Here is a 25538-nt window from a genome sequence, read left to right as displayed (position 1 = left end):
AAAGGCGCCGCGGCACGACGGCCCCTCCAGATCACATCAGCTGCTCCAGGGTTGCGAGCAGGCTGCGCTGGCTGGTTGGCTTGCCGGCATTAGGCGCACCAGCGAGAGCAGGGCCACCGAACTGCTCCGGCTGGGCATAGGCGGTTGCCAGGGCGAAGGGCACGCCGCGGGCTTTCAGGACCTCTGCTACCGGCGTGACGAGCTCATCTCCCAGGTGGACGTCGAGCAGGGCGACCGAAGGCAGTTCGTCTTCTATGAGGCGGAGTGCGGCATTGACCGTCGCCACAGGGCCGATGGCGCGCCAGCCATGGCCCTCGACCCACAGCCGAAGATCCATCGCGATAAGATACTCATCCTCGACGATCAAAACCGTCTTCTGCATGCCAATCGCCAGTTTGGGAGACGTGTCTCCCACAAGCGGAATGACGTTCTCCACCGCAAAACTGCCAACTGCATAATCCTGTTCCGCCAAACGCAAAAGCCCTGAATCCTACGCCAACGAATCCATGAAATTTTTAAATGCACCAGTGAGCGGGAAGCACTCTAGATACGACTCGCGACATGCCGGATCACCGGCGCCAGCTTCTCTGCCCATGCCGCAACCCCCGCATCGTCGCCGATCATGTCTTGCCGGACCTCCAGCCCGAGATAGGCTATCCCATTCCCCTCGGCGTGCAGGTTCATCGTCGCGTTCAGCACCTTGCCCGAATAAGGCTCGTTGTCGCCAGTCACGATCCCTGCCGAACGCAGCGCCGCGATGCCTGGCCGCGCCCCGCGATCGTCCTGATTATACAGCACCCCGACCTGCCACGGCCGCTGCTCATGCGGCCTGGTGGCGAGCCGGGGCGTGAAGCTGTGAAGGGAGACGATCAGCCGCGGGCGATGCGCATCGATGCGCGCAGCGATGCCGCCATGATAGGGGCGCCAGAACCGCTCGATCCGGGCGCGCCGACCGACATCGTCGAGCAGGGCGTTGCCAGGGACAGCGAAGCCGTCGCTTTCGATCGGAATCAGCCCACGAGCATTTTCCTCGCGGTTGAGGTCGATCACCAGCCGCGACACCGGGCCGAAGATTCCCTCCATGCCGAGTTGCGCGCACAGCAGCCGGCCGAGCGGCTCGACGCCGATGTCGATCGCCATATGTTGGTCCAGCAACGACGGATGGACATCGAGGTCGATGTCGCCAGGTACATGATTGGAGGCATGATCGGCGACCAGCAGCAGGCCGCTCATCCGGCGAACATCGGCCGGCGCCGCGCCTGGAAGGCCGCGACACCTTCGAGAAAATCGCCGCCGCCGAACGCGTCCTCGAACAGTCGGTCGGCATCGCTGTCCCCGGCCAGAATGCGCTTGAGGCCGGTGACGCTGGAGGCCGAGTTGACCGAGATCGTCTCCGCCAGCGCCAGCGCCGCCGTGTCGGCGGCCGGCGCACATTCCTCGACCAGCCTGATCGCCAGCGCCCGATCGGCGTCGATCGTCATGCCCGACACTAGCAGCCGAGCGGCCTGGCCCGGCCCGACCAGCGCTTTGAGCCGCGCGACATCCCCGGCCGGATAGACGATCCCTACCTTCGCCGGAGTGATTCCGAACGCCGCCTTCGCCCCGGCGATGCGGATGTCGCAGGCCAGTGCCAGCGCCACGCCCGCACCATAGCAGCCGCCGTCGACCGCAGCGATCGTCGCGATCGGCAGCGCCGCAAGCGCATCTAAAGCCGCCGCCATGCCGACGCGGAAACGGGTTCGCATCGCCGGGTCGGCGCCGAGCGCCTCAAGATCCCCGATGTCCGCGCCGGAGCAGAAGATGCCCGGCGCGGCGGACCGAAGGATCAACACCCTGGCTCCGGATATGGCGACCTCCGCGATCGCGGCGGACAGCAGCTCCCAATGCGCAATGGCGATGGCGTTGCGGGCTGCGGGCCGGTCGAGGCTGATCCGCGCGACGCGGCCGATCGAATCGATGGTGAACATCCGCCGACTGTTGCCGTTCCCCATCGAAAATGTCACGACATCGCTGGACATATGGAATCTTCGATGGCCCCAGCTGTTTCGCGCCGCCAGTTCGGATATCTGATCGGCAGCGCCGCCATCGTCCCCGCCTTACCTGCCAGTGCCAGCCCCCACCGCCCAGGCCCATGCCCGATCATCACGCCGATCGATGCCATTACCGACGATCTGCTCGATCACACGCCCGAGACCGGCAGCTATGGCGGCGTTCCGCGCTCTGCCGGCGGCGGCCCGCTTGCGCGGCGGATGGACGATTATTCCCCTGAAGGCGAAGCGGCCTGGCGTGCCGCGCTCGGCGCGGCGGGGTTGGCGATCGGGCGCATCGACTGCAGCGGCGATGCGCTCGGGACATTGCGGCTGCGGATCGCCGCCGCGGTCATCGAAAATGGCACGCGCTCGGCGGCGATCGGCTATGGCCGCCCCAATCCCTTCTGGTTTTCCGGGCACGAACCCTACATCGTCAACCAGCTGTCCGGCCCCGCGATCAACACGCCCAATGTGATGATGGCGCAGCAGCCGCTGTCGACGCCAACCGAAGTGGATGCATGGCTGGAGAAGCTCGACGGCTTCGCCCCGGGCTTTGCCGGGGTCGTCGAGAAGACGCGCGCGGACCAGGGACTCGGCTGCATCCCGCCACGCGTGCTGCTCGAAAAGACGCTGCCGGTGCTCGAGAATTTCCTCGCCGGCCCGCCCGACAGCCATCCGCTGATCGTGGCGCTGCGCGAGCGGATGGCGACGGCGGGGCTGGACAGCCGCATTCGCGCCGCCGCAGAACAGCGCGCGATCGTCTCGCTCGAAAATCGCGCCCGCCCCGCATATGCGAAGCTGCGCGCGCGGGTCCGTGACATGCTTCCCGATGGACGCGAGGAGGCCGGGATCTGGGCGCAGCCGGATGGCGAAGCGCTCTATGCCGCCAATATCCGTTCGGTCGGCGACAGCTCCTTGTCGCCCGAACAGATCCACCGCATCGGCATCGACCAGATAAAGCTGGTGAGCTCGCAGCTGGACGTGCGGCTACGGCAGATCGGGCTTCGCAAGGGCACGCTGCGTCAACGGCTCGATGCACTGGCGGCCGATCCGCGGCAGCGTTTTCCCGATACAGCGCAAGGTCGCCGGCAGGTCCTCGATTATCTGCGTGCGCTGGTGGCGGGCATGGAAGCGCGCCAGCCGAGCTTCCTGCCGCACGCGATGATCCCCACCCAGCGCCTCGAGATCCGCGCCGTCCCACCGGCCACACAGGACTCGGCACCGGGCGGCTATTATGACGGGCCCTCGCTCGATGGCTCTCGTCCTGGCATCTACTGGGTGAACCTGCGCGACATGAGCGGAGTCCACCGATATGCACTGCCGACGCTCAGCTTTCATGAAGGCGTGCCCGGCCATCACACCCAGGGCGCGACCCTGTTGTCGCTGCCGCAGGCGCCGCTGCTGCTGCGCATCGCCAGTTTCAACGCGTATCAGGAGGGATGGGCGCTCTATGCCGAACGGCTCGCGGCGGACCTCGGCGCCTATGCCCATGATCCCGCCGGCGATGTCGGACGGCTCGCGGACGACCTGTTCCGCTGCGTGCGGCTGGTCGTCGACACCGGACTGCACCGGCTCAGATGGACCCGCGAACAGGCGATTGCCTATATGCAGTCGCACACCGGCTCGCCGATGAGCGAAGTCGTGGCCGAGGTGGAGCGCTATATGGCCTGGCCAGGCCAGGCGCTCGGCTACAAGCTGGGCCAGCTGCGGATATTGTCGATGCGCGATCGCCTCAGGGCGCGTCTCGGCAGGCGCTTCGATCTCCGGCAATTCCATGCGATGGTGCTGGGCAACGGCGCCATGCCGATGGATCTGCTCGAAACCGTCGTGCTACCGTCGGCAAAGCGGCGAGACTGATCCTGCGACGGATCGCTTTGCGAACGAAGCGTTTGCATTCCCGCCATGGTCTGCACCGGTGCCTGCCGATATCGCGTCTTAAGGTGATGAGCCACCGCCCAATGAGAAATCGCATGACCGATCGCGTGACCGACAGCCAGGTCGATCGCCTGTTTCTCGACCGCTGGTCGCCGCGCGCATCCGACGGGTCGTCGCTTGGCGAAGCCGACCTCCGCACGCTGTTCGACGCGGCGCGAACTGGGACCGTTTTCTGGTCTGCTGGTGCCGGCGAACCAGGTCTGGGCGCAGAACGCCTCGCTGCTGATCGCGACAACGAGAAGCCCAGCGGCCGCAAGCCGATCGACGAGGTGGCCTTTGCAGGAAACTTCGTGGCATAGCCGCCCGATGACGGGCGCAGCACGGCCATGATCGCAGCCTCGGCGATCGACTATCGCGAACTGGCGCGGCGACGGCTGCCGCGGTTCCTGTTCGACTATATCGATGGCGGCTCCTATGCCGAGGTGACGCTGCGGCGCAACGTCGCCGATCTGGAGGACGTCGCGCTGCGCCAGCGGGTGTTGCGCGACGTTTCCCGGCTCGATCTCGATACCACCTTGTTCGGGCAGAAGCTTGCCATGCCCGTGGCCCTCGCGCCGATCGGGCTGGCCGGGTTGACGGCGCGGCGCGGCGAGGTCCAGGCCGCGCGCGCCGCCGAGGCCGCCGGCATCCCCTTCACCCTGTCCACCGTTTCCGCCTGCCCCCTCGACGAAGTGACGCGCAGCGTAGCGCGACCGATCTGGTTCCAGCTCTACATGATCCGCGATCGCGGCTTCATGCGTGACCTGCTCGCGCAGGCGGCATCGGCCGGCTGCTCGGCCTTGCTGTTCACGATCGACATGCCGGTGCCGGGTTCGCGCTACCGCGATTATCATAGCGGCCTTGCCGGCGCGGCCGGGCTTCGCGGGCAGCTCCGCCGGCTGTGCCAGGGGGCGATGCATCCGCGCTGGGCCTGGGATGTCGGCATGATGGGCCGCCCGCACCAGCTCGGCAACGTCGCACCGCTGCTCGGCAGGAAGAGCGGCATCGAGGATTTCTTCGCCTGGCTGCGCGCCAACTTCGATCCGGCGATCCACTGGCGCGATCTCGAGTTCATCCGGTCCGAATGGAAGGGACCGTTAATCCTGAAGGGGATTCTCGATCCGGAGGACGCACGCGAGGCGGTGCGCAGCGGCGCCGACGGGCTCATCGTCTCCAATCATGGCGGGCGGCAGCTCGACGGGGTGCTGTCGTCCGTCCGCGCGCTGCCGCCGATCGTCGATGCGGTGGGCGACGACATCTCCATCCTTGTCGATGGGGGGGTCCGCTCGGGGCTCGATGTGGTGCGGATGCTCGCGCTCGGAGCGCGCGGCGTGCTGCTCGGCCGCGCCTGGGCCTATGCGCTCGCGGGCGGCGGACAGCGCGGCGTTGCGCATCTGCTGGCGCTGATCGAAGCCGAGATGCGGGTGGCGATGGCGCTGACCGGCGCGACGTCGATCGCCGCGATCGATCGCACTATCCTGGCCTGAACCATCGGCCATCCGAGACCACGATTTCATTGCCGCGTCCAGGTCAGCCATCGCGGCGCAGCCGGGCTGTCCACCGGCCCCTGCGGGGGATCCAGCGGATAGCCCAGGCTGCGCAGGTCGCAGGCCATGCGCTGCTCCAGCCAGCGGTTCGATCGCGAAAAGCGTGCTGCGACCCAGCGCCGCAATTCGCCGTCCAGGCCGGCGGCGGGCCGCGGCGCCGGGCCGAACAGAGGAGACCGGTTGAGCTGCCGGAACAGCCATTTCCGCGCCGCATACCAATAGGGAATATGGACCAGCCATCGCTTGTAGAGCAGCGACCGCGCAGTGAATAGGTTGGCCAGGCGCAGCAGCGGCAGCAGGACGACGCGGTAGGCGCTGTTCACCCGCTCGCCGCCGGGATCGGGCAGATCGGTCCCCAGCAAGGCCCCCACCCGCGCCAGCACCGCCGCCCGGTCCCGCGCCAGCGCCTCAAAAGGCAGCACGGTGACATGTTCGCGCCCGTAGAGCTCGTCATATGTCTCGACCAGACCGCGATAGTCGAGTTGCGCGAAATCGAAGCAGGGAATCTTGAACGGCCGGTCCTTGCCCAGGAATCGATAGCGCTGGGGGAGGAGATAGCGGCGCAGCGACGCGGTGCCGCCCTCGCGGACATATTGATGGTACCAGGACAGCGCCGCCGTCGGCTGCGCCCGGACGAAGATCAGGATATTCGCTTCGGGCAGGGTCGCGTGCAGCCGCCTCGCCATTTCCTTGGCGACATAGGTCGACGACAGGCCCTGGTGGAGGATCCCGGACAGATCCTCCTCGCACAGGATGGCGGGCTTGCCCGGCTGGTCGAGAGCCAGCGCAACGCGCGCCGCCGCCGGATCGAAATCGAAGGCGTCGCGGCACATCAAGGCGACGCGGATCGCCCGGCGATCGATCAGCCGGTGCGTCGTCAGCCGTGGATAGATCCGCTTCTGGAACCAACTGGTCCCGGTCTTGTGGACGCCGATATGAACCAGCGGGCGCACGGCATTATCCTCGGTCTCGCCCGTCGTCGGCGGACGCCATCAGCCTCGGCACCTCGCCGGGCAGCTCGCGGGCAAGAAAGCCGATCGGGCCGATCCGCGCCGCCGCCGCCTGCCCCGCCTCGCCGTGCAGCCACACGCCCCAGCCTGCGGCGGTCACCGGATCGGCCCCGCGTGCGGCGAGGCCGGCCATGATGCCGGCCAGCACGTCGCCCGAACCGCCGGTGGCAAGGCCGACGCAGTCGCTGTCGTAGAGCAGCGCTCCGCCATCGGGCGCGGCGATGATCGTTTCGCTCGCCTTCAGCACGATCAGCGCGCCGAACTCTCGTGCCGCAGCAATCGCGCTCCCCACCGGGTCGGCGGCGATCTGCTCGGGCTCGCAGCCGGTCAGCCGGCCCATCTCGCCATGATGCGGAGTCATGATCACGCGTCCGTTGCGCGCAGCGACGATCTCGCGAAGGTCGGCAGCGCAGGCGATGGCTGCCGCATCGAGGATCGCGATCTGGTCGTCGCGCAATTCGGCGAAGAGCCCCTCGATCAGGGCGCGTGCGCTCGACTGGCTGACCATGCCCGGGCCAAGCAGCAGCGTATCGCAATAGCGCGCCGCGTCGACGAGGCTCGCCGCAGCGTCGGGAGCGATCTCACCGTCCTCATCGGTCGGCAGGCCGATCATCGCCGCCTCCGGCACCAGCACGCCCAGCTGCATCGCCGCAACATCCACCGTGGCGATCTGCAGCTTGCCCGCGCCCGCGCGCAACACCGCTTCGCCGGTCAGGCCGAGCGCGCCCGGCACGAACCTGCTGCCGCCCACCAGCAGCACGCGCCCGCGCGCATTCTTGTCGGTGGCCTGGCGATGGCCGGGCAGCGGATGCGCAGCGCGCCAAGCCCCGTCCAGCGATACTATATTGCTCATCCGCGCGCCGCCACTATCTGGTCGGGCGCGCGGGTGACCGGCGCATGTTCGTCCTCCATCGGCGCCGTGGCGTTGTAGCGGACCATCACCAGGTTGCCGTCCTTCCCGGCCTGCGGATCGAAGGCATATTCGGTGACCGAGCAGTTCGCGACATCGGCAGCGCGATCGATCGCCAATATCCCTTCCTCGTCGAGATTCTCGATGATGTAGCGCAGGCATAGCACCACCACCTGGTGCGCGAAGATCATCACCCGCCGCTCGGCATAATGGAGCGAGACGGTATCGAGCAGCGAGCGCAGCCGCAGGATCACGTCGCACCAGCTTTCCCCGCCGGGCGGCCGATGGTAGAATTTCCCGAGCACCGCGCGAAAGCCGGCCTGGTCGGGGAAGCTGTTGGCAATGCCGCTGGTCGTCAGCCCGTCGAGGATGCCGAACTCCTTCTCGCGTAGGCGCTCGTCCATGCAGATCACCTCGTCCGGCGCGGCCCCGCCGGCATCGCGGAAGCGGCGGGCGGTCTGCAGCGAACGGCGATAGGGAGACGACAACAGGATGTCGGGCCTGGCGCCTTCGTCATTCCCGGAAAACCAGTGGCCGAGCGCGTCGGCCTGCTGCTCGCCGAGCGGGCTGAGCGGCACGTCGACGTCCCGGCCGGTGATTGCGATCCGATCGAGCGATGCTTGCTGCGCGGCATCGCGCGCGACATTGCCGGCGCTCTGGCCATGGCGGATGATCCACAGGCGAGCGGGCCAGCGCTGCCGCATCATCGCGCGCCGAACGTGTCGCAGCGTGCCGGATCGCCGGTCGACAGGCCGACCTGGAGCCACTTCTGGCGCTCCGCCGCGCTGCCATGGGTGAAGGACTCGGGCACGACGGAACCCTGGCTCGCCTTCTGCAGCGTATCGTCGCCCACGGCGGCGGCGCCGCGCAGGCCCTCTTCGGCATCGCCGGGCTCGAGCAGGTTCTTGTCGTTCGCCGCCCAGACGCCGGCATAGCAGTCTGCCTGCAGCTCGACCTTGACCTGCAGCGCATTGGCCTGCGCTTCGCTCATCCGCTCCTGCGCGCCGTGCACCTTGTCGAGCGTGCCCTCGATATCCTGGACATGATGGCCGACCTCATGCGCGATCACATAGGCCTGGGCGAAATCGCCGGGTGCGCCGAACCGCGTCGCCAGCTCCTCGAAGAAGCTGGTGTCGAGATAGACCCGCTTGTCGGTCGGGCAATAGAAGGGGCCGGCCGACGACTGCGCGGCGCCGCAGCCGGACTGGGTTCGGCCCGGATAGAAGACCAGTGTGGTCGGCGTGTACTCGCCACCCTGCCGCGCGAACAGATCGCCCCACACCCGCTCGGTCGATCCGAGGATCTTGAGCGACGTGCTCTGGATCGCGGTCTTCTCGCCGGGCGCCGCCCCGGGCTCCCCCTGTTGGACGACCGGCGCGCCGTCCTGCGCCACGCCGATCAGCGACAGAGGATTGATCCCGAATATCAGCGAGATGATCCCGATCAGCAGCAGCGAGCCGCAGCCCAGCCCGCCCCGCCCGAGCGGTATTCCCATCGGCAGCCCGAAGCCACGCCCGCCGCCCGAGCGGATCTCGTAGTTGGAGCTTTCCCTTTCGTCATCGAGCCGCATGTCATTCTCCACTTCGGAGAGAATGCGCCGAGGAGGTTATGGTTGCGCCGCCTCAATCCTCACCCGGAGGGGGAGGGGGACCAGCGCAGCTGGTGGAGGGGTGTTCTCCACGCGCGGCACGGACGATGTGCCGCTCCGCGCTTTCCATGTCGGCAAGGACATCCGCAGCAGATATCCGACAGACATTGACCCCCTGTGATCGCAGCCATTCATCACGGCGCGCATCCCTGCCTGGCCGGTCTCCCCGCCCATGCGCCTCACCATCGATTTCGATCGCGAGGGGCCGTGCAACATGAGGCGACTACCCCTCCACCGGCTTCGCCGGTCCCCCTCCCCTTCCTGGGGAGTATTCTCGACGTTCGCTGTCGACCGTCACGCCAGAAAACTCGCCATCAGCTCGTAGCGTTCGCCCGGATAGATCTGGCGGACATAGGTGATCCGCTCGTCGGTTCGCCAGGTCCAGCGCTCGATCGACAGGCACACGCCGCCGACCGCGATCCCGAGTCTTTCGGCCACCGGGCGCTTCGCGGCGATGGCGCGGAAACGGTGGCGGGCGTCGGTCCAGGGAACATGCGCGAGCAGCCAGGCGCCCGGGCTCTCTTGCGCGAAGTCCACCTCGCGGGCGGCGGGGACCTGTTCGAGGTTGATAAGCCGCTCCTCCAGCGCGAAAGGCCTGTCGTCGGCGCGATGAAGGCATCTCAGCGAAAGCACCCGGCCACCCGCCATGGCCAGCAACTCGCGGTCGCTGCTATCGGCATCGCGCTCGACCCGCGCGATCAGGCCGAGTCTATAGGCCTTGCCCTGCATCCGTATCTCGGCCGAGATTTCCGGGACTTCGAGCGCCGCCCGATGCACCGGCCGCGCCGCCACGAAGGTGCCCGCGCGCTTGCGGCGGTCGAGCAGGCCCTGCTCGACCAGCCCCGCGAGCGCCTTGTTCACGGTCATCCGCGAGCAGCCATATTCGAGCATCAGCTGCTGTTCGACCGGAAGGCGATGGCCCGCCTCCCACACACCCGACATGATCCTGCCCTCGATATCCTGGCGGATGCGGTCGTGCAGCGGCGGCGGCTTCATCCGAGCAGTTCCGCCAGGACGGCGCGGTAGCGCCGGGTGATCGCGTCCCGGTCGATATGCCGCCCGTCCGTCACGCGCCGGCGTCCGCGCCGCCACAGGCCGGCGATGGCAGTGCGTCCGGCGGCGAAGATCAGCGCGTCGAGCAGCGCATCGCCCTTGCGGCCGGCCAGCGAGGGATGGTCCTCGTGGAGGGTCAGGAAATCGGCCGGCGCGCCGACCGTGAGCTCCGCGGGCGCGCCCAGCGCACGCTTCCCGCCCGCCAGCGCGGCCCGGTAGAGCGCCGCCCCGGTGGAGCCGCCCGGCGGCGTCATCATGTTGCGGCCGCGCGCCATGAGCCGCTGGCCATATTCGAGCAGGCGCAGTTCCTCGGTCACGTCAACCAGCACGTTCGAGTCCGATCCGATGCCATAGGCGCCTCCAGCGGCGAGGAAGGGCGCGGCGGGAAAGATGCCGTCGCCCAGATTGGCCTCGGTGATCGGGCACAATCCCGCGACCGCGCCGCTTGCGCCGAGCCGCCGCGCTTCCTGGTCGGTCATGTGCGTCGCGTGGATCAGGCACCAGCTGGCGTCGACACCCATCCGGTCGAGCAGCCACTCGACCGGCCGCGCGCCGCACCATGCGAGGCAATCCTCGACCTCCCTGCTCTGCTCTGCCGCGTGGATATGGATCGGGCCGCTCGACAGTTGGACAACCGCCCCCAACTCATCGGGAGTGACCGCGCGCAGGCTGTGCGGCGCGACGCCGAGCACGCCGTCGGGCAGGCTCGACAGCGGCCCCTTCAGGCCTTCGAGCAGGTCCGCATAGCCGTCGAGATCATGGACGAAACGGCGTTGCGTGTCCCCAGGCGCAGCGCCGCCGAAGCCGGCATGCGCATAAAAGACCGGGAGGTGGGTCAGCGCGATCCCGGTTTCGGCGGCGGCCTCGAAGATGGCGAGGCTCATCGCGCGCGGATCGGCGTAAGGCCGCCCATCGCGGTCGTGATGGAGATAATGGAACTCGCCGACACGCGTGAAGCCGCATTCGAGCATCTCGGCATAGGCCAGCGCGGCGATGGCGCGCAGATGGTCCGGCGTCAGCCGATCGACGAATTGGTACATCGCCTCGCGCCAGGTCCAGAAGCTGTCGGTGGAGCGGCCGCCCTTCTCGGCCAGCCCGGCCATGCCGCGCTGGAAGGCGTGGCTGTGAAGATTGGGCAATCCCGGCAGCGCCACCGCGTGGCGCTCGTCGCCCTCCTCGTGCGCGGTATTTTTGGCGATCGCCACCACGATGCCGTTGGCGACGGATAACCGCACGCCCCGCGCCCAGCCGTCCGGCAGCAGCACCTGTTCGAAGTGGAACGTCCGCATGCCATCTGCGCCCATCATCCAGCCCTTATAATGTCTATACATTATCGGGGCGTCCGTGCAATGATGCGACGCGGAGACTCGGGCATGCGATGCGACAGGCTGTGGACGGACGCGCGGCTGGCGACGATGGCGGAAGACGCTGTCGGGCTCGTGGATCATGGCGTCGTCGCCGCGCGCGAAGGACGCATTCTCTACGCCGGCCCTGCCGCCGACGCGCCGCGCTTCGAGCCTTGCGAAACCAGCTCCTGCGACGGGCGCTGGATCACGCCGGGGCTGATCGACTGCCACACCCACCTCGTCCATGCCGGCGATCGCGCGCACGAGTTCGAGCTGCGGCTTCAAGGCGCCTCCTATGAGGAGATCGCCCGCGCCGGGGGCGGGATAGTGTCGACGATGAAGGCCACTCGCGCGGCCAGCGAAGACGATCTCGTCGCGAGCGCGTTGCCCCGCCTGGACGCGCTGATCGCCGAGGGCGTCACCACGATCGAGATCAAGTCGGGCTATGGTCTCCGCACCGCGGACGAACTCAAGATGCTGCGCGCTGCGCGGCGGCTGGGCCGGCTTCGCCCGGTCCGGGTCTGCACCACCCTGCTCGGCGCGCATGCGCTACCGCCCGAATATGCCGGTGACCGCGACGGCTATGTGCGCCTCGTCTGCGACGAGATGATCCCCGCTGTCGCCGGTGCGGGGCTGGCGGACGCGGTCGACGCCTTTTGCGAAACCATTGGCTTCTCGCCCGCACAGACCTGCCATGTGTTCGACGCGGCCAAGGCAGCGGGGCTGCCGGTCAAGCTGCACGCCGAGCAGCTTTCGAACCTGCGCGGCGCGGCGCTTGCGGCCGAGGCCGGCGCGCTGTCGGCCGATCATCTCGAGCATCTCGATGACGAAGGCGTGGCAGCCATGGCGCAGGCCGGCACGGTCGCGACGCTGCTTCCCGGTGCCTGGTACTTCATGCACGAGACCCGACTCCCGCCGATCGCTGCGTTGCGCGCCGCCGGCGTGCCGATGGCGCTCGCGACCGACAGCAATCCGGGGACCTCGCCGCTGACCTCGCTCCTGCTGGCGATGAACATGGGCGCGACCCTCTTCCGCCTGACCGTCGACGAATGCCTTGCCGGCGTCACCCGCAACGCCGCCCGGGCGCTTGGCCTGGTGCGCGAGACCGGCACGCTGGAGGCGGGCAAGAGCTGCGACCTCGCGATCTGGAACATCGAGCGCCCCGCCGAACTCGTCTATCGCATGGGGCATAATCCGCTGCATGCCCGCATCTGGAAAGGCCAATGACCGGGATCGTCCTCAACCCTGCCGAGGTGCCGCTCGCAGACTGGCGCGCCCTGTATCGCGGCGCAGTCCCGCGCCTCGATCCCGCGTGCGCGCCCGTGATCGCCGCAAGCGCCGCGGCGGTCGGCCGCATCATCACCCGGCACAAGCCGGTCTACGGCCTCAACACCGGCTTCGGAAAACTGGCGAGCGTCAAGATCGGCGACGAGGACCTGGCGACGCTCCAGCGCAACATCGTGCTCAGCCATGCGGCGGGTACCGGCGCCGCGACGCCGGCATCGGTGGTCCGGCTGATGATGGCGCTCAAGCTCGCCAGCCTTGCCCAGGGCGCTTCGGGGGTGAGGCCCGAGACGGTCAAGCTGCTCGAAGCGATGCTGCTCGCAGGGCTGACGCCCATCATCCCCGCCCAGGGCTCGGTGGGCGCCAGCGGCGATCTTGCCCCGCTGGCGCACATGGCCGCGGCCATGATCGGCGTCGGCCATATCGAGGTTGCCGGTCAACGGCTGACGGCGGAGGGCGCCCTGGCAAGAGCCGGCCTGACGCCGCTGACGCTCGGCCCGAAGGAGGGGCTGGCGCTGCTCAACGGCACGCAGTTCTCGACGGCCTATGCGCTGGCCGGGCTGTTCGAAACCGAGCGGCTGTTCCAGTCGGCGCTGATCACCGGCGCGCTCGCCACCGAGGCGGCGAAAGGATCAGACACGCCGTTCGACCCGCGCATCCACCGGCTGCGCCGCCAGCCTGGCCAGATCGAGACCGCCGAGGCGCTGCGCCGGCTGATGACCGGATCGGCAATCCGCGCCAGCCACCTCGTCGACGACGCACGGGTGCAGGATCCCTATTGCCTGCGCTGCCAGCCGCAGGTGATGGGTGCGGTGCTCGACCTGCTACGCCAGGCGGCGGCGACGCTCGGCATCGAGGCCAACGGCGTTTCGGACAATCCGTTGATCTTCCCCGAGAGTGACGAGGCGCTGTCGGGCGGCAACTTCCATGCCGAGCCGGTGGCGTTCGCAGCCGACATGATCGCGCTGGCCATCTGCGAGATCGGCTCGATCAGCGAGCGTCGGGTCGCGATGCTGGTCGATCCGGCGCTATCGGGCCTGCCCGCCTTCCTGACGCCGCAGCCGGGCCTGAACTCGGGCTTCATGATCCCGCAGGTGACGGCTGCGTCGCTCGTCTCGGAGAACAAGCAGCGGGCGACGCCGGCGAGTGTGGACTCGATCCCGACCTCGGCCAACCAGGAGGATCATGTGTCGATGGCGGCGCATGGTGCGCGCCGGCTGCTGGAGATGACGGCGAATTGCGGCGCGATCATCGGCATCGAGCTGCTCGCCGCGGCACAGGGATGCGATTTCCACGCGCCGCTGCGGTCGAGCGAGGCGCTGGAGGCGGCGCGGGCGCGGCTGCGGAGCGAGGTGCCGACGCTCGACCATGACCGGCATTTCCATCCGGACATCGAAGCCGCCAAAGCCATCATCGGATCGGGTTCGCTGGTGGAGGCCATCGGCATGACGCTACCGGGGGTGACGCAATAATGACCGGGTGGCTCGAGATCCGCCGCGGGAATGCGCCGCTCGTCGTCGGCTTCCCCCATAGCGGCACCGAAATCCCGCCCGAGCTGGAAGACCGCTTCGTCTCCCCCTGGCTCGCGCGCAAGGATGCCGACTGGTGGATCGACCAGGTCTACGACTTCGCCGCCGAGCTTGGCGCGACCACCATCCGCACCCGCATGTCGCGCAGCGTGATCGACGTGAACCGCGATCCTTCGGGTGCATCGCTCTATCCGGGCCAGACCACGACCGAACTCTGCCCGAGCACCACCTTCGAAGGAGAACCGCTCTATCGCGGCGATCCGCCCGATGCCGCCGAGATCGAGCGCCGCCGCGCGACCTGGTTCGATCCCTATCATGCGGCCCTCGCGGGCGAACTCGAACGGCTTCGCGCTGCGCATGGCAAGGTCGTGCTCTACGACGCCCATTCCATCCCCAGCCGGGTGCCGCGCCTGTTCGACGGGGTGCTGCCGCTATTCAACATCGGCACCAACCATGGCATCACCTGCGATGCGGCGCTGACCCGCGCGGTAGTGGACCTCGCCGCGGCGAGCGGGCGCAGCCATGTCCTCGACGGACGGTTCCGCGGCGGATGGACGACCCGCCATTACGGCCGGCCGGCAGATGGCATCCATGCGATCCAGATGGAGCTCGCGATGCGCGGCTATCTGGCCGAACCCGCGCGGATAGCCCCTGAAAACTGGCCGGCGCCGCTCGACCGCTCGAGCCCGCTGTTCTCCGACCTCCGCAAGATCCTCGCATCGTGCATCGCCTTCGCCCGCGCCTGAGAAAGGACCGATCGTGACCCGCCTCGACAATAGCCGCGTGATCAGGCCCGCCACCGGCACCATGCTGAGCGCGCGATCCTGGCTGACCGAGGCGCCGCTGCGCATGCTGATGAACAACCTCCACCCAGATGTCGCCGAACGGCCGGAGGAGTTGGTGGTCTATGGCGGCATCGGCCGCGCCGCCCGCGACTGGGAGAGCTATGACAAGATCGTCGAGACCCTGCGGCGGCTCGAAGATGACGAGACCCTGCTGATCCAGTCCGGCAAGCCGGTCGGCGTGTTCCGCACCCATGCGGATGCGCCGCGGGTCCTGATCGCCAATTCCAATCTCGTCCCCAAATGGGCGACCTGGGAACATTTCACCGAACTCGATCGCAAGGGCCTTGCGATGTACGGCCAGATGACCGCCGGCAGCTGGGTCTACATCGGCACGCAGGGGATCGTGCAGGGCACCTACGAGACGTTCGTCGAGATGGGCCGCCAGCATTATGGCGGCGATCTTGCCGGCCGCTGGCTGCTGACTGCCGGGCTCGGCGGCATGGGCGGCGCGCAACCGCTGGCCAGCGTGATGGCCGGCGCATCCTGCCTCGCGATCGAGTGCCAGCCGAGCCGGATCGAGATGCGGCTGCGCACCGGCTATCTCGATCGCGCCGCTGCCACGATCGACGAAGCGATGGCGATGATCGAGCAGAGCTGCGCGGCAAAGACGCCGGTCTCGGTGGGACTGCTCGGCAACGCCGCGGAGCTGCTGCCCGAGATGTACCGGCGCGGCATCCGGCCCGACCTGCTGACCGACCAGACATCGGCGCATGATCCGGTCAACGGTTATCTGCCGATCGGCTGGACGGTGGCGGAATGGGTCGACCAGCGCGAGCGCGAGCCGGGCAAGGTTGCCGCCGCCGCAAGGGCATCGATGGCGGTCCATGTCCGGGCGATGCTCGATTTCCAGGCCGCCGGCGTGCCGACCGTCGACTATGGCAACAACATCCGCCAGGTTGCCAAGGACGAGGGCGTGGCCAATGCGTTCGATTTCCCCGGCTTCGTCCCCGCCTACATCCGACCGCTGTTCTGCCGCGGCGTCGGGCCATTCCGCTGGGCCGCGCTGTCGGGCGATCCCGAGGACATCTACCGCACCGACGCCAAGGTGAAGGAGCTAGTGCCCGACGATATGCACCTCCACCGCTGGCTCGACATGGCTCGCGAGAAGATCCGGTTCCAGGGCTTGCCGGCTCGGATCTGCTGGGTTGGCCTGGGCGACCGCCACCGGCTCGGCCTCGCCTTCAACACGATGGTGGCGAGCGGCGAGCTGAAGGCGCCGGTGGTGATCGGGCGCGATCATCTCGACTCCGGCTCGGTAGCGAGCCCCAATCGGGAGACCGAGGCGATGCGGGACGGGAGCGATGCCGTCTCCGACTGGCCGCTGCTCAATGCGCTGCTCAACACCGCGAGCGGCGCGACCTGGGTATCGCTCCATCATGGCGGCGGCGTCGGCATGGGCTATTCGCAACATGCGGGGATGGTGATCGTGGCCGACGGTACCGATGCCGCGGCCAGACGGATCGAGAGGGTCCTGTGGAACGATCCTGCGAGCGGCGTGATGCGCCACGCCGATGCCGGCTACGATCTCGCGCTTGACTGCGCACGCGGCAAGGGCCTGGATCTTCCCGGCATATTGGGCTGAACCGCACAGCATCCCCGGCGAAGCTAACCGCCCATTAACCTCGATCCGGTACGGCATTCCCGACTGGAGAGAGCAATGGACATGTCTTCCGTGCAGAAAAATGCTGCCGCAAACAATTATCTGCGCGATGCCGAGATTGCGGAGCGCATCGCCGCCTATAACGGCGACGGCATTCTCGGGAAGCAACTCGAATTGATATGGGATCGGGCATCCGAACTCATCCTGGCGACGGTCGAGGAATACTGGACGCCGAAGCTGGACGATATCTACCGCTCCTGCAATTATGATCCGGAGGTCTCAGCCTCGGTGAGCCTCGAGAATGTCACTCGCAACCGCAGCTACATCCATTCCCATCCGATCGATGCCCAATGGATCAACGCGCTCAGCATGGCCGGCATCGTCATCCTGCAGTTCAAAATTCCGTTGGCTCAGGCCGTGGTCGATATGGCCGCCGAGTCTGCGCTGATCGCCGACCGCATCGCCGAACATTTCTCCGATGAGCCCGAGTTCGTAGCGATGGCGCGGAAAACCGGGCATCTTCTCTCCAGCATCCGGGTGGAGCTTGCGCTCTCCCATATCAACGCGTTTCGCAGGCAGCGTTCGCTGGAAGAGCGCGCGGAAGCTGGCACGATCTTCCGCAACGATGTCGGCGGCATATTGGGTACGACGCTCGAAAGTTCCGGGGCGCTCCGCGACCAGATGCTCGATGCCGCGCGCTCCGCACGCGGGATGCTGGGCAAGACCGGCGATGTCGCGTCCGCCGCTCAGCAGTCGGCAGCAGCCATGCGCGATGCGGCGCAGACCTCTGCCGGGCTGATCCGCGCGATCGAGGACGCCCGGCACGAGGTCGATGTTGCCGTTACAGTTGCGAGCCGCGCGGCCGACCAGTCTGCCGAGGCCGTTGCGGTCTCCGACGCACTCACCAACCATGCGCTCGGCATCGAATCGATATTGGGGCTGATCCGCGACATCGCCGGTCAGACCAATCTTCTCGCACTGAATGCGACGATCGAGGCTGCCCGCGCGGGCGATGCGGGCAGAGGGTTCGCCGTGGTTGCCCAGGAGGTGAAGAATCTCGCCAGCCAGACCGCTCGCGCAACCGACGATATCGCCCGCAAGATCGCCTCCATCCAGACCGCGACCCGCCAGGCGGTCGACGCGAATGGCTCGATCCGCGACACGATCAGCGAAGTCGAGGACCTCGCAAGCCGGCTTCTGGGAGCGATGGACATACAGGCGCGCACGGTGACCATGATTACCGCGGCAGTGGACCAGACGGCGATGGCTGCCGACTCCATGTCCTCAACGGTCGCAGAGATCCGCTCGGATACCGAGAATGTCGCGGCCCATTTCGACCGGCTCGAGGCAGGATTCCGCACCATGGACGGCAAGCTCGAGCAGCTGAAGGACACTGCGCATGCATTCGCCGCGCACATCGCAATTTGAGTGATTTAAAGTCAGGTGAAGCCACCTGACGGCTCGCAAATGCTAGAAAACATCCAGAGCAATGACCGATCGATGTAATCGTTCCTTGCTCTCCACCAGCGGCGCTGCGATGTCCCGCCGCCTCCCCGCGGCGTCGTTCAGGGTTTCGGCGTCACGCCTGCCGCGTGAGACCTTCGAGACGACTGGCTATGCTTTCCAACGGCGCTGCGGCGCTGGCGGCCTGGATATCCGGCGCGCGCAGGATATCCGCCACCGATGCGCAGCGCTGGCCGACATGGTCCAGAGCCTGCAGCTTTGCGACGTGCGCCGTCGTTATGGCGACGTCCTGGCAAAGCGCCACGCCGAGCATTTCCAGCTCGGCGCGCGCATCGTCCAGCTCGCTCGCCAGCATCGCCAGCAACGCCTTGTGATCGATCAGCATCTGGTTTCCCGATCTTGAAGGTTCAGGCGGCGTCGGCGATGCGGCGGCACGTTTCGAGCGCGACAACGCCGATCTCGCTGAGCGGCAGCTCGCGTTCGACGCCGCCGGCGGCGCAGGCCGCGGCGGGCGCCTCGTGGACCGCCGAGCTGGCGCTGTCCTGAGCCATGGTGAAGCCGCCAGCAGCGCGGAGCGCCTTCAGCCCGGCAGCGCCGTCGGTGCCCATGCCGGTCAGAACAACGCCAACCGCATTCGCGCCCGCAGTCTTGGCCATCGTCGCAAACAGGAGGCTGGCCGAAGGTCGAGCACCGTTGATCGGATCGGACTTCAGCAGGCGCAGCGTGGGGTTGGGCCATCGGCTCATCGCCGCATGGCTCGACGGATCGGTGACGAGGTAGATCGTCCCCTGGACCAGCGGCTGATCATCCTCGGCGAGCGCCACCTGGGCCGCGCAGGATGCCTTCAGCCGCTTGACGAGCGGATCGACGAAGCCCGGCTCGATCTGCAGCAGCAGGACGGTCGGCGGACAGTTCTTCGGAAAGGTCGGGAGCATGTTCAGCGCCGCATCGACGCCGCCGACGGATGCGCTCATGGCGACAACCTTGCCATTCCAGTCATAGCTGGCTTCGGTCGCATGGCGGATCGGCTTGACCTGCTTCACGCCGCCGTTGGACGCGGCGATGACGAGCGCCGCCAGCTTCGGAGCCAGCGCGTTGAATTCGTCCGGCGTGGCGCTCTTGGGCTTGGGGAAGCAGTCGATGGCGCCGAGTTCCAGCGCGCGGAAGGATGTTTCCGCGCCCTTCTGCGTAAGCGTTGACAGCATCACCACCGGGGTGGGCCGCTCGCGCATGATCTCCTCGAGGAATTCGAGGCCGCTCATCCCCGGCATTTCAACGTCCAGCGTTATCACGCTCGGCCGGAGCCGAATCATCATCTCGCGCGCTTCGTCGGCATTGGCGGCCATTCCGACCACTTCAATGCCGCGTGCGCGCTCGAGCACGCCACTGAACAGGGCGCGCATGGTCAGCGAGTCATCCACGATAAGAACTCGGGCTGTCGTCATCTCGGTAATCCTAGGTACGGGGTCAGGCGGCAGCTGCGAGGTCGGTGCCGGCAAGTTCGAGCGACAGGTGATCGAGCGCGAGGACCATCACCATCCGGTCTTCGACCGAAGCGATACCTTCGAGATAGGATGTGGTCGCACTGTCGCCGACGTTCGGCGGCGGCTGCATGCCGTCATTGTCGATCGAGACGATGTCATTGACCGAGTCGACGATCAGGCCCTGGAGCTGCCCGCCGATGCGAACGACGATGATGACGTGCCGCGCCGTCGGCTCGGTAAGGCCCCAGCCCAGCAGCGATGCCAGATCGATCACCGGCAGAACGGTTCCGCGCAGGTTCACAACGCCGCGAACATGCTCGGGAACGTGGGGCAGAAGCGTGGTGGGCGTCCATGCGCGGATCTCGCGGATCGCCATGATGTCGACGCCCAGATATTGTTCGCCGATCTGGAAGGTTATGAGCTGCCGGAGCATGATTTATCCTTTCGGTGAGGCTATCAGAGGGTGACGCGGCGAATTGCCGAGGCGAGCTTGTCCGGATCGAAGGGCTTCACGATCCAGCCCGTCGCGCCGGCTTCGCGGGCGCGGGTCTTCTTGGCATCGGAGCTTTCCGTCGTGAGCACCAGGATCGGCATCTCGCCGCCGCCGCGCTGGGCGCGAACCGCCTCGACCAGGCCGAAACCGTCCATGCGCGGCATGTTGATATCCGTAATCATGAGGTCGGGCTGATCGTTCGTCGCCAGCCACTCGAGGGCGGCGATGCCATCCACGGCCTCATGCACCATATGCCCCTGCTGGACGAGGGTGTGCCGGAGCAGCATGCGCATGCTCGGCGAGTCATCGACCGTCAAAATCGTCTTGGCCATAGTCTTCATCCTCGTTTCAGGGCGCTGCCCCGGCTATTGCAATCGGCGTCTGGAGTCTGCTTACCCACCTTTAGTTCAGAAAAGCTCAACGGCTCCGCCTCCCCTCGGCAGGACCGGACCGCGCGTTACGTCGGGAACATCCGCCGCGACCAGCCGGCAGCGGGCCTTGCCCGCCGTCGCGCGGAAATCGACGCGGCGCGCCAGCACTCCGCCAAGGTTGCTGTGCGCCAGCGGGATGCCATCGCGGAGGAGGAAGGCGCGCGCGAAGTCGGCATTGCTGGTGCCGATCGCCTGCATCCCCGCATGAAGATTGGCGCCGCCATAGAGATGCGCCCGCAATCGGCTGCGGATCGCGCCCGCCTGGAGCATCTCGTTGATCAGCAGTTCCATCGCATAGAGGCCATAGCGCTCTGCCTCCGCGGTGCTGCACACCGTGCCTTCGCGCGGCTCCGCCAGCAGGAAGTGGTTCATGCCGCCAACCCGCGCGAGCGGATCGAACAGGCAGCAGGCGACGCAGCTTCCCAACACGGTCGACATCACGACGTCGTCATTGTCCGTGACACGGCAGCTGCCCTGGACGATGTTGATCCGTATCTCGCGGGACAGTCCCCCATTTATGTCGTGCCTCAGAGGCTGCACAGGTCGAGCACCTTTCCTGCGATGCGGTCGATCGGCAGAACGTCTTCGACAGCGCCAATCTCATTGGCGACCCGCGGCATGCCGTAGACCACGCAGCTCGCCTCGTTCTGGCCGACAGTCCGAGCTCCTGCCTGGCGCATGGCCAGCAGGCCCTCCGCCCCATCACGTCCCATGCCGGTGAGGATCACGCCGACGGCCCGTGCGCCGATCGTCTGCGCAACCGAACGGAACAGCACGTCCACTGACGGACGGTGGCCACTGACGGTGCCTGCATCGATCAGCGAGCAGTGCGGCATCACCGTGCCGCGCACCATCAAGTGGCGCAGCCCACCCGGGGCGATATAGACATGCCCCTGCTCCAGCGGAGCGTCGGGCTCGGCCTCGCTGACCTTCGGCGCGCAGTTGGCATCGAGCCGCGCAGCGAAGGACGTGGTGAACGTCGCCGGCATGTGTTGGACCACGACCGTGGGCGGGCAATTTTCGGGAAAATGCTGCAGCACCGTCATGAGCGCCTCGACGCCACCGGTGGACGCGCCGATCGCGATGATCTTGTCGCCAGCACGATAATTTTTGCGCGGTGCCGACGTCGGCGTCTCGCGGACGAGCGAACGGCGGCGGACGCGGGCAGCGCCCTTGACCATCGCCGCGAGCACGCCATCATCGGTCGCGATCAGGTCGGCAAGGCCGCCGCTGGGCTTGGCATAGCAATCCACCGCGCCCAGCTCGAGCGCGCGCACCGTCGCCTCGGCCCGCTTGGTTGTGAGCGTCGAGCACATCACCACCGGCGTGGGGCGCAGCCGCATCAGCTTTTCCAGGAAGTCGAGGCCGTTCATTCCCGGCATTTCGACGTCGAGCGTAATGACGTCCGGGTTCAGTTCACGGATCATCTCGCGCGCCGACTGGGCGCTCGCGGCGGACCCGATCACCTCGATCTCGGGATCGTGACGCAGCAATCCGCTCAGGAATGCGCGCATGGTCGGGGAGTCGTCCACGATCAGGCAACGGACGGTCATGCTGCGCCCTTTCTGTAGATGGTCTGCCCCACCGACACGAGGTGCTGGGCGGCGGGGCCGACCAGCCGCTCGGAATGGCCGATATAGAGAATGCCTCCGGGCACGAGCTGGTCGGCCAGGCGCTTCAGCAGCAGTTCCTTGGTCGGTTCGTCGAAATAGATCATGACGTTGCGGCACAGGATCAGGTCGAACTGGCCCTTGATCGGCCAGGCGTTCAGCAGGTTGAGCCTGCGGAAGCGTATCAGGTTGCGAACCGGCTGTGCGATGGTGAAGCGCTGCGCTTCGGATCGCGTCCATGCCTGCGCATAACGCGCGGGAATATCGCCCTTCAGACTGGCCGGGTAAACGCCGGTCTCGGCGGTGCGAAGCACATGCTCGGCGAGGTCCGTGGCCAGCAGGGCCACATCGCCTTGGCAAATGCGCCGCGCTTCGGCCATGTCGGTGCCGAGCAGGCACATCGCCAGCGAATAGATCTCCTCTCCGCTCGATGCCGCGGACGACCAGATCCTGATCCTCTCGCCACGCGCCAGACGATCGACATAGCTGCGACGCAGATGCTGCTCGAAATGATCGAAATGGTGGATTTCGCGAAAGAATTTGGTGTGGTTGGTGGTCAGCGCCTCGATCGCGCGCGCCCGCTCCGCCGAATCGTTGCGGATGATGTTTACATATTCGGCAAAGCTGCGCAGGTCCTTTTCGCGCAGGAATTTGGCCAGTCGGGAATAGATCAGCATCGCCTTGCCTTCAGGCATGCAGATGCCGGCATGGGCATGCACCATCGTAGCGATCGCTTCGAAGTCCTGTTCGGTATACCGATATTCCTGGCCGTCCTCGAAGGTGCGGCTGCTGGTGAGATCGTTCATCCTGTCAGCTCACTTCACGGCGCGAAGCGGCGAGCGCTCGATCTGCGGACGCGAAGCGCTGGTGATCGCCTCGACATCCAGGATGAGGGCGACACGGCCGTCGCCGAGGATCGTCGCACCCGCGACACCTTCGATCTGGCGATAATTGGACTCCAGGCTCTTGATGACGACCTGGCGCTGATCGCGAATCTCATCGACCATCAGCACCGCCTGGCCGGTCGCTTCGGACTCGACGACGATCAGCACCGCATCCGACGGATCGGTCTTGGCGCCCGATATGGAGAGGCCCTCCGCCACCGACTGTACCGGCAACCAGGTACCCCGCACATTCAGCATCGGCTGGCTGTGCCCCATCATCTTCACATGATCCTGTTCGGGGCGAAGGCTTTCGATGATGTGGGTCAGCGGGATCACATAGGTCTCCTCGCCGACCGAGACGATCATGCCGTCAAGGATCGCGAGCGTCAGCGGCAGCGACATGGTGAAGGTCGAGCCTTCGCCAGGCCGCGACGAGATGCTGATGCGTCCGCCGAGCGCCTGGACGTTGCGGCGCACCACATCCATCCCGACGCCCCGCCCGGAGATGTTCGAAACCGACTCGGCGGTCGAGAAGCCCGCGGCGAAGATAAGATTGTCGATCTCCTCGTCGCTCAGCCGCGCGTCAGGCGAAACCAGCCCGCGTTCGATGGCCTTGCCGAGAACGCGCTCACGGTCGATGCCGCGGCCGTCGTCCGACACGGAAATCATGATGCGGCCGGAGCGGTGCTCGGCCGACAATCGCACCCGGCCCTGCGGATCCTTGCCCGCGGCAATGCGATCCTCGGGCCTTTCGAGGCCGTGGTCGATCGCGTTGCGGATCAGGTGGGTCAGCGGTTCGCCGATCCGCTCGACAACGGTCTTGTCGAGTTCGGTGCCCTCGCCCTCCACGTCCAGCTGGACGCGCTTGCCGGTGCTGGCCTGGAGTTCGCGCACGATCCGCGGCACGCGGCTGAACACCGATCGGATCGGCTGCGCGCGGATCGCCATCGCGCTGTCCTGCAGTTCGCGGGTCAAATGATCGAGGTCGCTCAGCTCGGTGATCTGGGCGAGGCCGCAGTTGAGCAGGCGCTGGGCGAGCATCGACTGGGTGATGACAAGTTCGCCGACCAGATTGACCAGCCGGTCGAGTTTCTCGAGATCGACGCGGATCGTCTGGGTCACGCCAACTGGTGCGCTGGCTCCCTTATCCTCGGGGGCCGGCACCGGCTCGGCCGCGGCGACAGGGACGGGCACGGGCACGGGCACGGGCACGGGCACGGGCACGGGCACGGTGGTGGCGACGGACGCGCCAAGGGGCTCCGCCGTCGGGATTGGCACGACGGCAACCGGTGCGGGTTTGACGGGCTCAGCCACCTTCGGCGCCGCGGCGACAGCCGGCTCGACGGGCAATGGGGCCGCTACGGAGCCGAGATCGACGCCGTCGAAGACCAGCAGGCAGTCTTCCGCAACGAATTCGAAGATTTCGTCGATGGTGGCACGCTTGATCGCGTCGGGAAGGTCGACATGCCATCCGAGATAGCATTCCTCGGGATCGAACTGATCGATCGTGGGCAGCGCCGAGCAATCGACGTCGCGCACGCTAGCGCCGAGATCAACCAGCTCGCGGATCAGCAGCAGCGGTTCGCCGCCATGGGCCATTGCGCCGCGCGACGGGCGAATGAACAGCGTCGACTCGGCAGAGGCGGACTCCGGCGCTTCCTCTATCGCGCCCTTCTCCCAATCCGCGGCGGGGGCCGCGCCATCGTCGAGCTCGTCCATCAGGCCGGCGATATCGAAATCGAGGCCGGCATCGTCTTTCGCTTCCTCGACCGGCGAGGCGCCTTCCTCCACTGCCGGCGTACCCGATGACACGTCCTGGAGACGCTTCAGCACATCGGCATCGTCCGGCGTCGGAGCCTCCCCGCCGATCGCCGCGACATGGTCGGAAAGCATATCGAAGCCAGCGAGCAGCACCGAGACCAGGCCCGGCGTCATCGCGTGGTCGCCGCTGCGGACCTGATCGAGCAGCGTTTCGAAATGATGCGTGAAATGCTGAAGCGCGGTGAAGCCGAAGGCGCCAGAACCGCCCTTGATCGAGTGAACCGCCCGGAAGATCGTGTTGATCGTCTCGGAATCGTGCGAGCCCGACTGCAGCGCCAGCAGACCTTCTTCCGCCTGCACCAGCCCTTCGGCGCATTCCTGGAAGAAGATGTCCTGAATCTCTTCGATTTTCATGACGTTGCTCCGTCTGCGGGGAGGAGGATCTGCTTCATGCCGGCCAGCTTCAGGGTCGCGGCGAGCGTGTCGCCGACGCCCGCCAGAACCACGCCGGTGCCGCGTTCCCGGCCGGTGCGGACGGCACTGGCGAGGAGTTGAAGCCCGGCCAGGCCGATCTGCTCGACCGCCTCGCAGGCGATCTCGATGGACCCCGCTTCGGCGAAGGCCGCCTTCAATTCATCGAGATGAGCCTTGACCGCACTGCGATCCATGATCGGGGTAAGGGTAATGCGGGTCAT

The 25538-nt window shown here is 67.0% G+C and carries 27 protein-coding genes; 8 read left to right on the top strand and 19 right to left on the bottom strand.

Annotated features, from left to right (window positions below; translation table 11 throughout):
* Nucleotides 1–31: 31 nt before the first annotated feature.
* The 3 genes from AC1DQK_RS10205 to AC1DQK_RS10195 all read right to left on the bottom strand — a co-directional run bounded on the left by AC1DQK_RS10205 (nucleotide 32) and on the right by AC1DQK_RS10195 (nucleotide 1967).
* Nucleotides 32–382: a response regulator gene (locus AC1DQK_RS10205; protein WP_477870056.1), complete on the bottom strand. Its 351-nt coding sequence runs from the start codon at nucleotides 380–382 to the stop codon at nucleotides 32–34.
* A 161-nt stretch (nucleotides 383–543) separates the two neighbouring features.
* The gene (locus AC1DQK_RS10200; protein WP_477870054.1) at nucleotides 544–1233 is read right to left on the bottom strand and encodes an N-formylglutamate amidohydrolase; all 690 of its coding nucleotides are present in this window, start codon (nucleotides 1231–1233) and stop codon (nucleotides 544–546) included.
* Entirely contained in the window at nucleotides 1230–1967 is a 738-nt protein-coding gene (locus AC1DQK_RS10195) for an enoyl-CoA hydratase/isomerase family protein (RefSeq protein ID WP_477870052.1), read from the bottom strand. The genes AC1DQK_RS10200 and AC1DQK_RS10195 overlap by 4 nt, the downstream gene beginning before the upstream one ends.
* Nucleotides 1968–2030: 63 nt before the next feature.
* On the opposite strand from AC1DQK_RS10195, the gene AC1DQK_RS10190 reads away from it, so the two are divergent.
* The 3 genes from AC1DQK_RS10190 to lldD all read left to right on the top strand — a co-directional run bounded on the left by AC1DQK_RS10190 (nucleotide 2031) and on the right by lldD (nucleotide 5431).
* Entirely contained in the window at nucleotides 2031–3887 is a 1857-nt protein-coding gene (locus AC1DQK_RS10190; protein WP_477870050.1) for a DUF885 domain-containing protein, read from the top strand.
* Nucleotides 3888–4000: 113 nt separating this feature from the next.
* Nucleotides 4001–4264 (top strand): hypothetical protein, encoded by a 264-nt coding sequence (locus tag AC1DQK_RS10185; RefSeq protein WP_477870048.1) that lies wholly within the window; start codon nucleotides 4001–4003, stop codon nucleotides 4262–4264.
* 27 nt (nucleotides 4265–4291) lie between these two features.
* Nucleotides 4292–5431, top strand: a complete 1140-nt coding sequence (lldD, locus tag AC1DQK_RS10180) for an FMN-dependent L-lactate dehydrogenase LldD (protein ID WP_477870046.1) — start codon at nucleotides 4292–4294, stop codon at nucleotides 5429–5431.
* 26 nt (nucleotides 5432–5457) lie between these two features.
* Here lldD and AC1DQK_RS10175 read toward each other — a convergent pair whose 3' ends face one another.
* From AC1DQK_RS10175 to AC1DQK_RS10145, 7 genes are all read right to left on the bottom strand, one after another.
* Complete coding sequence (locus AC1DQK_RS10175; protein ID WP_477870044.1) at nucleotides 5458–6444, bottom strand: hypothetical protein; 987 nt, start codon at nucleotides 6442–6444, stop codon at nucleotides 5458–5460.
* A gap of 4 nt (nucleotides 6445–6448) precedes the next feature.
* Nucleotides 6449–7354: an NAD(P)H-hydrate dehydratase gene (locus AC1DQK_RS10170; RefSeq protein WP_477870042.1), complete on the bottom strand. Its 906-nt coding sequence runs from the start codon at nucleotides 7352–7354 to the stop codon at nucleotides 6449–6451.
* Nucleotides 7351–8118 carry a histidine phosphatase family protein gene (locus AC1DQK_RS10165; RefSeq protein ID WP_477870040.1) on the bottom strand — a complete coding sequence of 256 codons (768 nt, stop codon included), beginning with the start codon at nucleotides 8116–8118 and terminating at the stop codon, nucleotides 7351–7353. Before AC1DQK_RS10165 ends, AC1DQK_RS10170 begins: the two co-directional genes overlap by 4 nt.
* The gene (ypfJ, locus tag AC1DQK_RS10160) at nucleotides 8115–8981 is read right to left on the bottom strand and encodes a KPN_02809 family neutral zinc metallopeptidase (RefSeq protein ID WP_477870028.1); all 867 of its coding nucleotides are present in this window, start codon (nucleotides 8979–8981) and stop codon (nucleotides 8115–8117) included. Before ypfJ ends, AC1DQK_RS10165 begins: the two co-directional genes overlap by 4 nt.
* 52 nt (nucleotides 8982–9033) lie before the next feature.
* The gene (locus AC1DQK_RS10155) at nucleotides 9034–9249 is read right to left on the bottom strand and encodes a DUF559 domain-containing protein (RefSeq protein ID WP_477870840.1); all 216 of its coding nucleotides are present in this window, start codon (nucleotides 9247–9249) and stop codon (nucleotides 9034–9036) included.
* Nucleotides 9250–9353: 104 nt separating this feature from the next.
* Nucleotides 9354–10055 carry a histidine utilization repressor gene (gene hutC / locus AC1DQK_RS10150; RefSeq protein WP_477870026.1) on the bottom strand — a complete coding sequence of 234 codons (702 nt, stop codon included), beginning with the start codon at nucleotides 10053–10055 and terminating at the stop codon, nucleotides 9354–9356.
* Complete coding sequence (locus AC1DQK_RS10145; protein WP_477870024.1) at nucleotides 10052–11419, bottom strand: formimidoylglutamate deiminase; 1368 nt, start codon at nucleotides 11417–11419, stop codon at nucleotides 10052–10054. The genes hutC and AC1DQK_RS10145 overlap by 4 nt, the downstream gene beginning before the upstream one ends.
* A 66-nt stretch (nucleotides 11420–11485) precedes the next feature.
* Here AC1DQK_RS10145 and hutI point away from each other — a divergent pair, with 66 nt between their 5' ends.
* From hutI to AC1DQK_RS10120, 5 genes are all read left to right on the top strand, one after another.
* Complete coding sequence (hutI, locus tag AC1DQK_RS10140) at nucleotides 11486–12685, top strand: imidazolonepropionase (protein ID WP_477870022.1); 1200 nt, start codon at nucleotides 11486–11488, stop codon at nucleotides 12683–12685.
* The gene (hutH, locus tag AC1DQK_RS10135) at nucleotides 12682–14214 is read left to right on the top strand and encodes a histidine ammonia-lyase (RefSeq protein ID WP_477870020.1); all 1533 of its coding nucleotides are present in this window, start codon (nucleotides 12682–12684) and stop codon (nucleotides 14212–14214) included. Before hutI ends, hutH begins: the two co-directional genes overlap by 4 nt.
* Nucleotides 14214–15017 carry an N-formylglutamate deformylase gene (hutG, locus tag AC1DQK_RS10130; RefSeq protein ID WP_477870018.1) on the top strand — a complete coding sequence of 268 codons (804 nt, stop codon included), beginning with the start codon at nucleotides 14214–14216 and terminating at the stop codon, nucleotides 15015–15017. The genes hutH and hutG overlap by 1 nt, the downstream gene beginning before the upstream one ends.
* Before the next feature lie 13 nt (nucleotides 15018–15030).
* Nucleotides 15031–16698, top strand: a complete 1668-nt coding sequence (gene hutU, locus AC1DQK_RS10125; protein ID WP_477870016.1) for a urocanate hydratase — start codon at nucleotides 15031–15033, stop codon at nucleotides 16696–16698.
* Between the two features lie 75 nt (nucleotides 16699–16773).
* On the top strand, nucleotides 16774–18144 hold the full coding sequence (locus AC1DQK_RS10120) for a methyl-accepting chemotaxis protein (RefSeq protein ID WP_477870014.1): 1371 nt from the start codon (nucleotides 16774–16776) through the stop codon (nucleotides 18142–18144).
* Nucleotides 18145–18295: 151 nt separating this feature from the next.
* On the opposite strand, the gene AC1DQK_RS10115 is transcribed toward AC1DQK_RS10120, so the two are convergent.
* The 9 genes from AC1DQK_RS10115 to AC1DQK_RS10075 all read right to left on the bottom strand — a co-directional run bounded on the left by AC1DQK_RS10115 (nucleotide 18296) and on the right by AC1DQK_RS10075 (nucleotide 25538).
* The gene (locus tag AC1DQK_RS10115) at nucleotides 18296–18565 is read right to left on the bottom strand and encodes a hypothetical protein (RefSeq protein ID WP_477870012.1); all 270 of its coding nucleotides are present in this window, start codon (nucleotides 18563–18565) and stop codon (nucleotides 18296–18298) included.
* A gap of 22 nt (nucleotides 18566–18587) precedes the next feature.
* The gene (cheB, locus tag AC1DQK_RS10110) at nucleotides 18588–19625 is read right to left on the bottom strand and encodes a chemotaxis-specific protein-glutamate methyltransferase CheB (protein ID WP_477870010.1); all 1038 of its coding nucleotides are present in this window, start codon (nucleotides 19623–19625) and stop codon (nucleotides 18588–18590) included.
* Between the two features lie 22 nt (nucleotides 19626–19647).
* Nucleotides 19648–20097 carry a chemotaxis protein CheW gene (locus AC1DQK_RS10105; protein ID WP_477870008.1) on the bottom strand — a complete coding sequence of 150 codons (450 nt, stop codon included), beginning with the start codon at nucleotides 20095–20097 and terminating at the stop codon, nucleotides 19648–19650.
* 23 nt (nucleotides 20098–20120) lie between these two features.
* Nucleotides 20121–20489 carry a response regulator gene (locus AC1DQK_RS10100; protein ID WP_477870006.1) on the bottom strand — a complete coding sequence of 123 codons (369 nt, stop codon included), beginning with the start codon at nucleotides 20487–20489 and terminating at the stop codon, nucleotides 20121–20123.
* Between the two features lie 75 nt (nucleotides 20490–20564).
* A complete protein-coding gene (locus AC1DQK_RS10095; protein WP_477870839.1) occupies nucleotides 20565–21026 on the bottom strand; it encodes a chemotaxis protein CheD in 462 nt (153 codons plus the stop codon).
* Nucleotides 21027–21115: 89 nt separating this feature from the next.
* Nucleotides 21116–22141, bottom strand: a complete 1026-nt coding sequence (locus AC1DQK_RS10090; RefSeq protein ID WP_477870004.1) for a protein-glutamate methylesterase/protein-glutamine glutaminase — start codon at nucleotides 22139–22141, stop codon at nucleotides 21116–21118.
* Nucleotides 22138–23004 carry a CheR family methyltransferase gene (locus AC1DQK_RS10085; RefSeq protein ID WP_477870002.1) on the bottom strand — a complete coding sequence of 289 codons (867 nt, stop codon included), beginning with the start codon at nucleotides 23002–23004 and terminating at the stop codon, nucleotides 22138–22140. Before AC1DQK_RS10085 ends, AC1DQK_RS10090 begins: the two co-directional genes overlap by 4 nt.
* Nucleotides 23005–23013: 9 nt before the next feature.
* On the bottom strand, nucleotides 23014–25257 hold the full coding sequence (locus AC1DQK_RS10080; RefSeq protein ID WP_477870000.1) for a chemotaxis protein CheA: 2244 nt from the start codon (nucleotides 25255–25257) through the stop codon (nucleotides 23014–23016).
* On the bottom strand, nucleotides 25254–25538 hold the full coding sequence (locus AC1DQK_RS10075; RefSeq protein ID WP_477869998.1) for an STAS domain-containing protein: 285 nt from the start codon (nucleotides 25536–25538) through the stop codon (nucleotides 25254–25256). The genes AC1DQK_RS10080 and AC1DQK_RS10075 overlap by 4 nt, the downstream gene beginning before the upstream one ends.

This window comes from Rhizorhabdus sp. P4_G5 (assembly GCF_056401065.1).
Note: the sequence above shows the minus strand (reverse complement) of the source record. Positions and strands in the feature narration are given on the sequence as shown.

Coding starts and splice junctions, on each gene's coding strand:
- AC1DQK_RS10205 (WP_477870056.1), bottom strand. CDS start 382: ATGCAGAAGACGGTTTTGATCGTCGAGGATGAGTATCTTATCGCGATG.
- AC1DQK_RS10200 (WP_477870054.1), bottom strand. CDS start 1,233: ATGAGCGGCCTGCTGCTGGTCGCCGATCATGCCTCCAATCATGTACCT.
- AC1DQK_RS10195 (WP_477870052.1), bottom strand. CDS start 1,967: ATGTTCACCATCGATTCGATCGGCCGCGTCGCGCGGATCAGCCTCGAC.
- AC1DQK_RS10190 (WP_477870050.1), top strand. CDS start 2,031: ATGGCCCCAGCTGTTTCGCGCCGCCAGTTCGGATATCTGATCGGCAGC.
- AC1DQK_RS10185 (WP_477870048.1), top strand. CDS start 4,001: ATGACCGATCGCGTGACCGACAGCCAGGTCGATCGCCTGTTTCTCGAC.
- lldD (WP_477870046.1), top strand. CDS start 4,292: ATGATCGCAGCCTCGGCGATCGACTATCGCGAACTGGCGCGGCGACGG.
- AC1DQK_RS10170 (WP_477870042.1), bottom strand. CDS start 7,354: ATGAGCAATATAGTATCGCTGGACGGGGCTTGGCGCGCTGCGCATCCG.
- AC1DQK_RS10165 (WP_477870040.1), bottom strand. CDS start 8,118: ATGATGCGGCAGCGCTGGCCCGCTCGCCTGTGGATCATCCGCCATGGC.
- ypfJ (WP_477870028.1), bottom strand. CDS start 8,981: ATGCGGCTCGATGACGAAAGGGAAAGCTCCAACTACGAGATCCGCTCG.
- hutC (WP_477870026.1), bottom strand. CDS start 10,055: ATGAAGCCGCCGCCGCTGCACGACCGCATCCGCCAGGATATCGAGGGC.
- AC1DQK_RS10145 (WP_477870024.1), bottom strand. CDS start 11,419: ATGATGGGCGCAGATGGCATGCGGACGTTCCACTTCGAACAGGTGCTG.
- hutI (WP_477870022.1), top strand. CDS start 11,486: ATGCGATGCGACAGGCTGTGGACGGACGCGCGGCTGGCGACGATGGCG.
- hutH (WP_477870020.1), top strand. CDS start 12,682: ATGACCGGGATCGTCCTCAACCCTGCCGAGGTGCCGCTCGCAGACTGG.
- hutG (WP_477870018.1), top strand. CDS start 14,214: ATGACCGGGTGGCTCGAGATCCGCCGCGGGAATGCGCCGCTCGTCGTC.
- AC1DQK_RS10120 (WP_477870014.1), top strand. CDS start 16,774: ATGGACATGTCTTCCGTGCAGAAAAATGCTGCCGCAAACAATTATCTG.
- AC1DQK_RS10115 (WP_477870012.1), bottom strand. CDS start 18,565: ATGCTGATCGATCACAAGGCGTTGCTGGCGATGCTGGCGAGCGAGCTG.
- cheB (WP_477870010.1), bottom strand. CDS start 19,625: ATGACGACAGCCCGAGTTCTTATCGTGGATGACTCGCTGACCATGCGC.
- AC1DQK_RS10105 (WP_477870008.1), bottom strand. CDS start 20,097: ATGCTCCGGCAGCTCATAACCTTCCAGATCGGCGAACAATATCTGGGC.
- AC1DQK_RS10100 (WP_477870006.1), bottom strand. CDS start 20,489: ATGGCCAAGACGATTTTGACGGTCGATGACTCGCCGAGCATGCGCATG.
- AC1DQK_RS10095 (WP_477870839.1), bottom strand. CDS start 21,026: ATGTCGACCGTGTTGGGAAGCTGCGTCGCCTGCTGCCTGTTCGATCCG.
- AC1DQK_RS10090 (WP_477870004.1), bottom strand. CDS start 22,141: ATGACCGTCCGTTGCCTGATCGTGGACGACTCCCCGACCATGCGCGCA.
- AC1DQK_RS10085 (WP_477870002.1), bottom strand. CDS start 23,004: ATGAACGATCTCACCAGCAGCCGCACCTTCGAGGACGGCCAGGAATAT.
- AC1DQK_RS10080 (WP_477870000.1), bottom strand. CDS start 25,257: ATGAAAATCGAAGAGATTCAGGACATCTTCTTCCAGGAATGCGCCGAA.
- AC1DQK_RS10075 (WP_477869998.1), bottom strand. CDS start 25,538: ATGACCCGCATTACCCTTACCCCGATCATGGATCGCAGTGCGGTCAAG.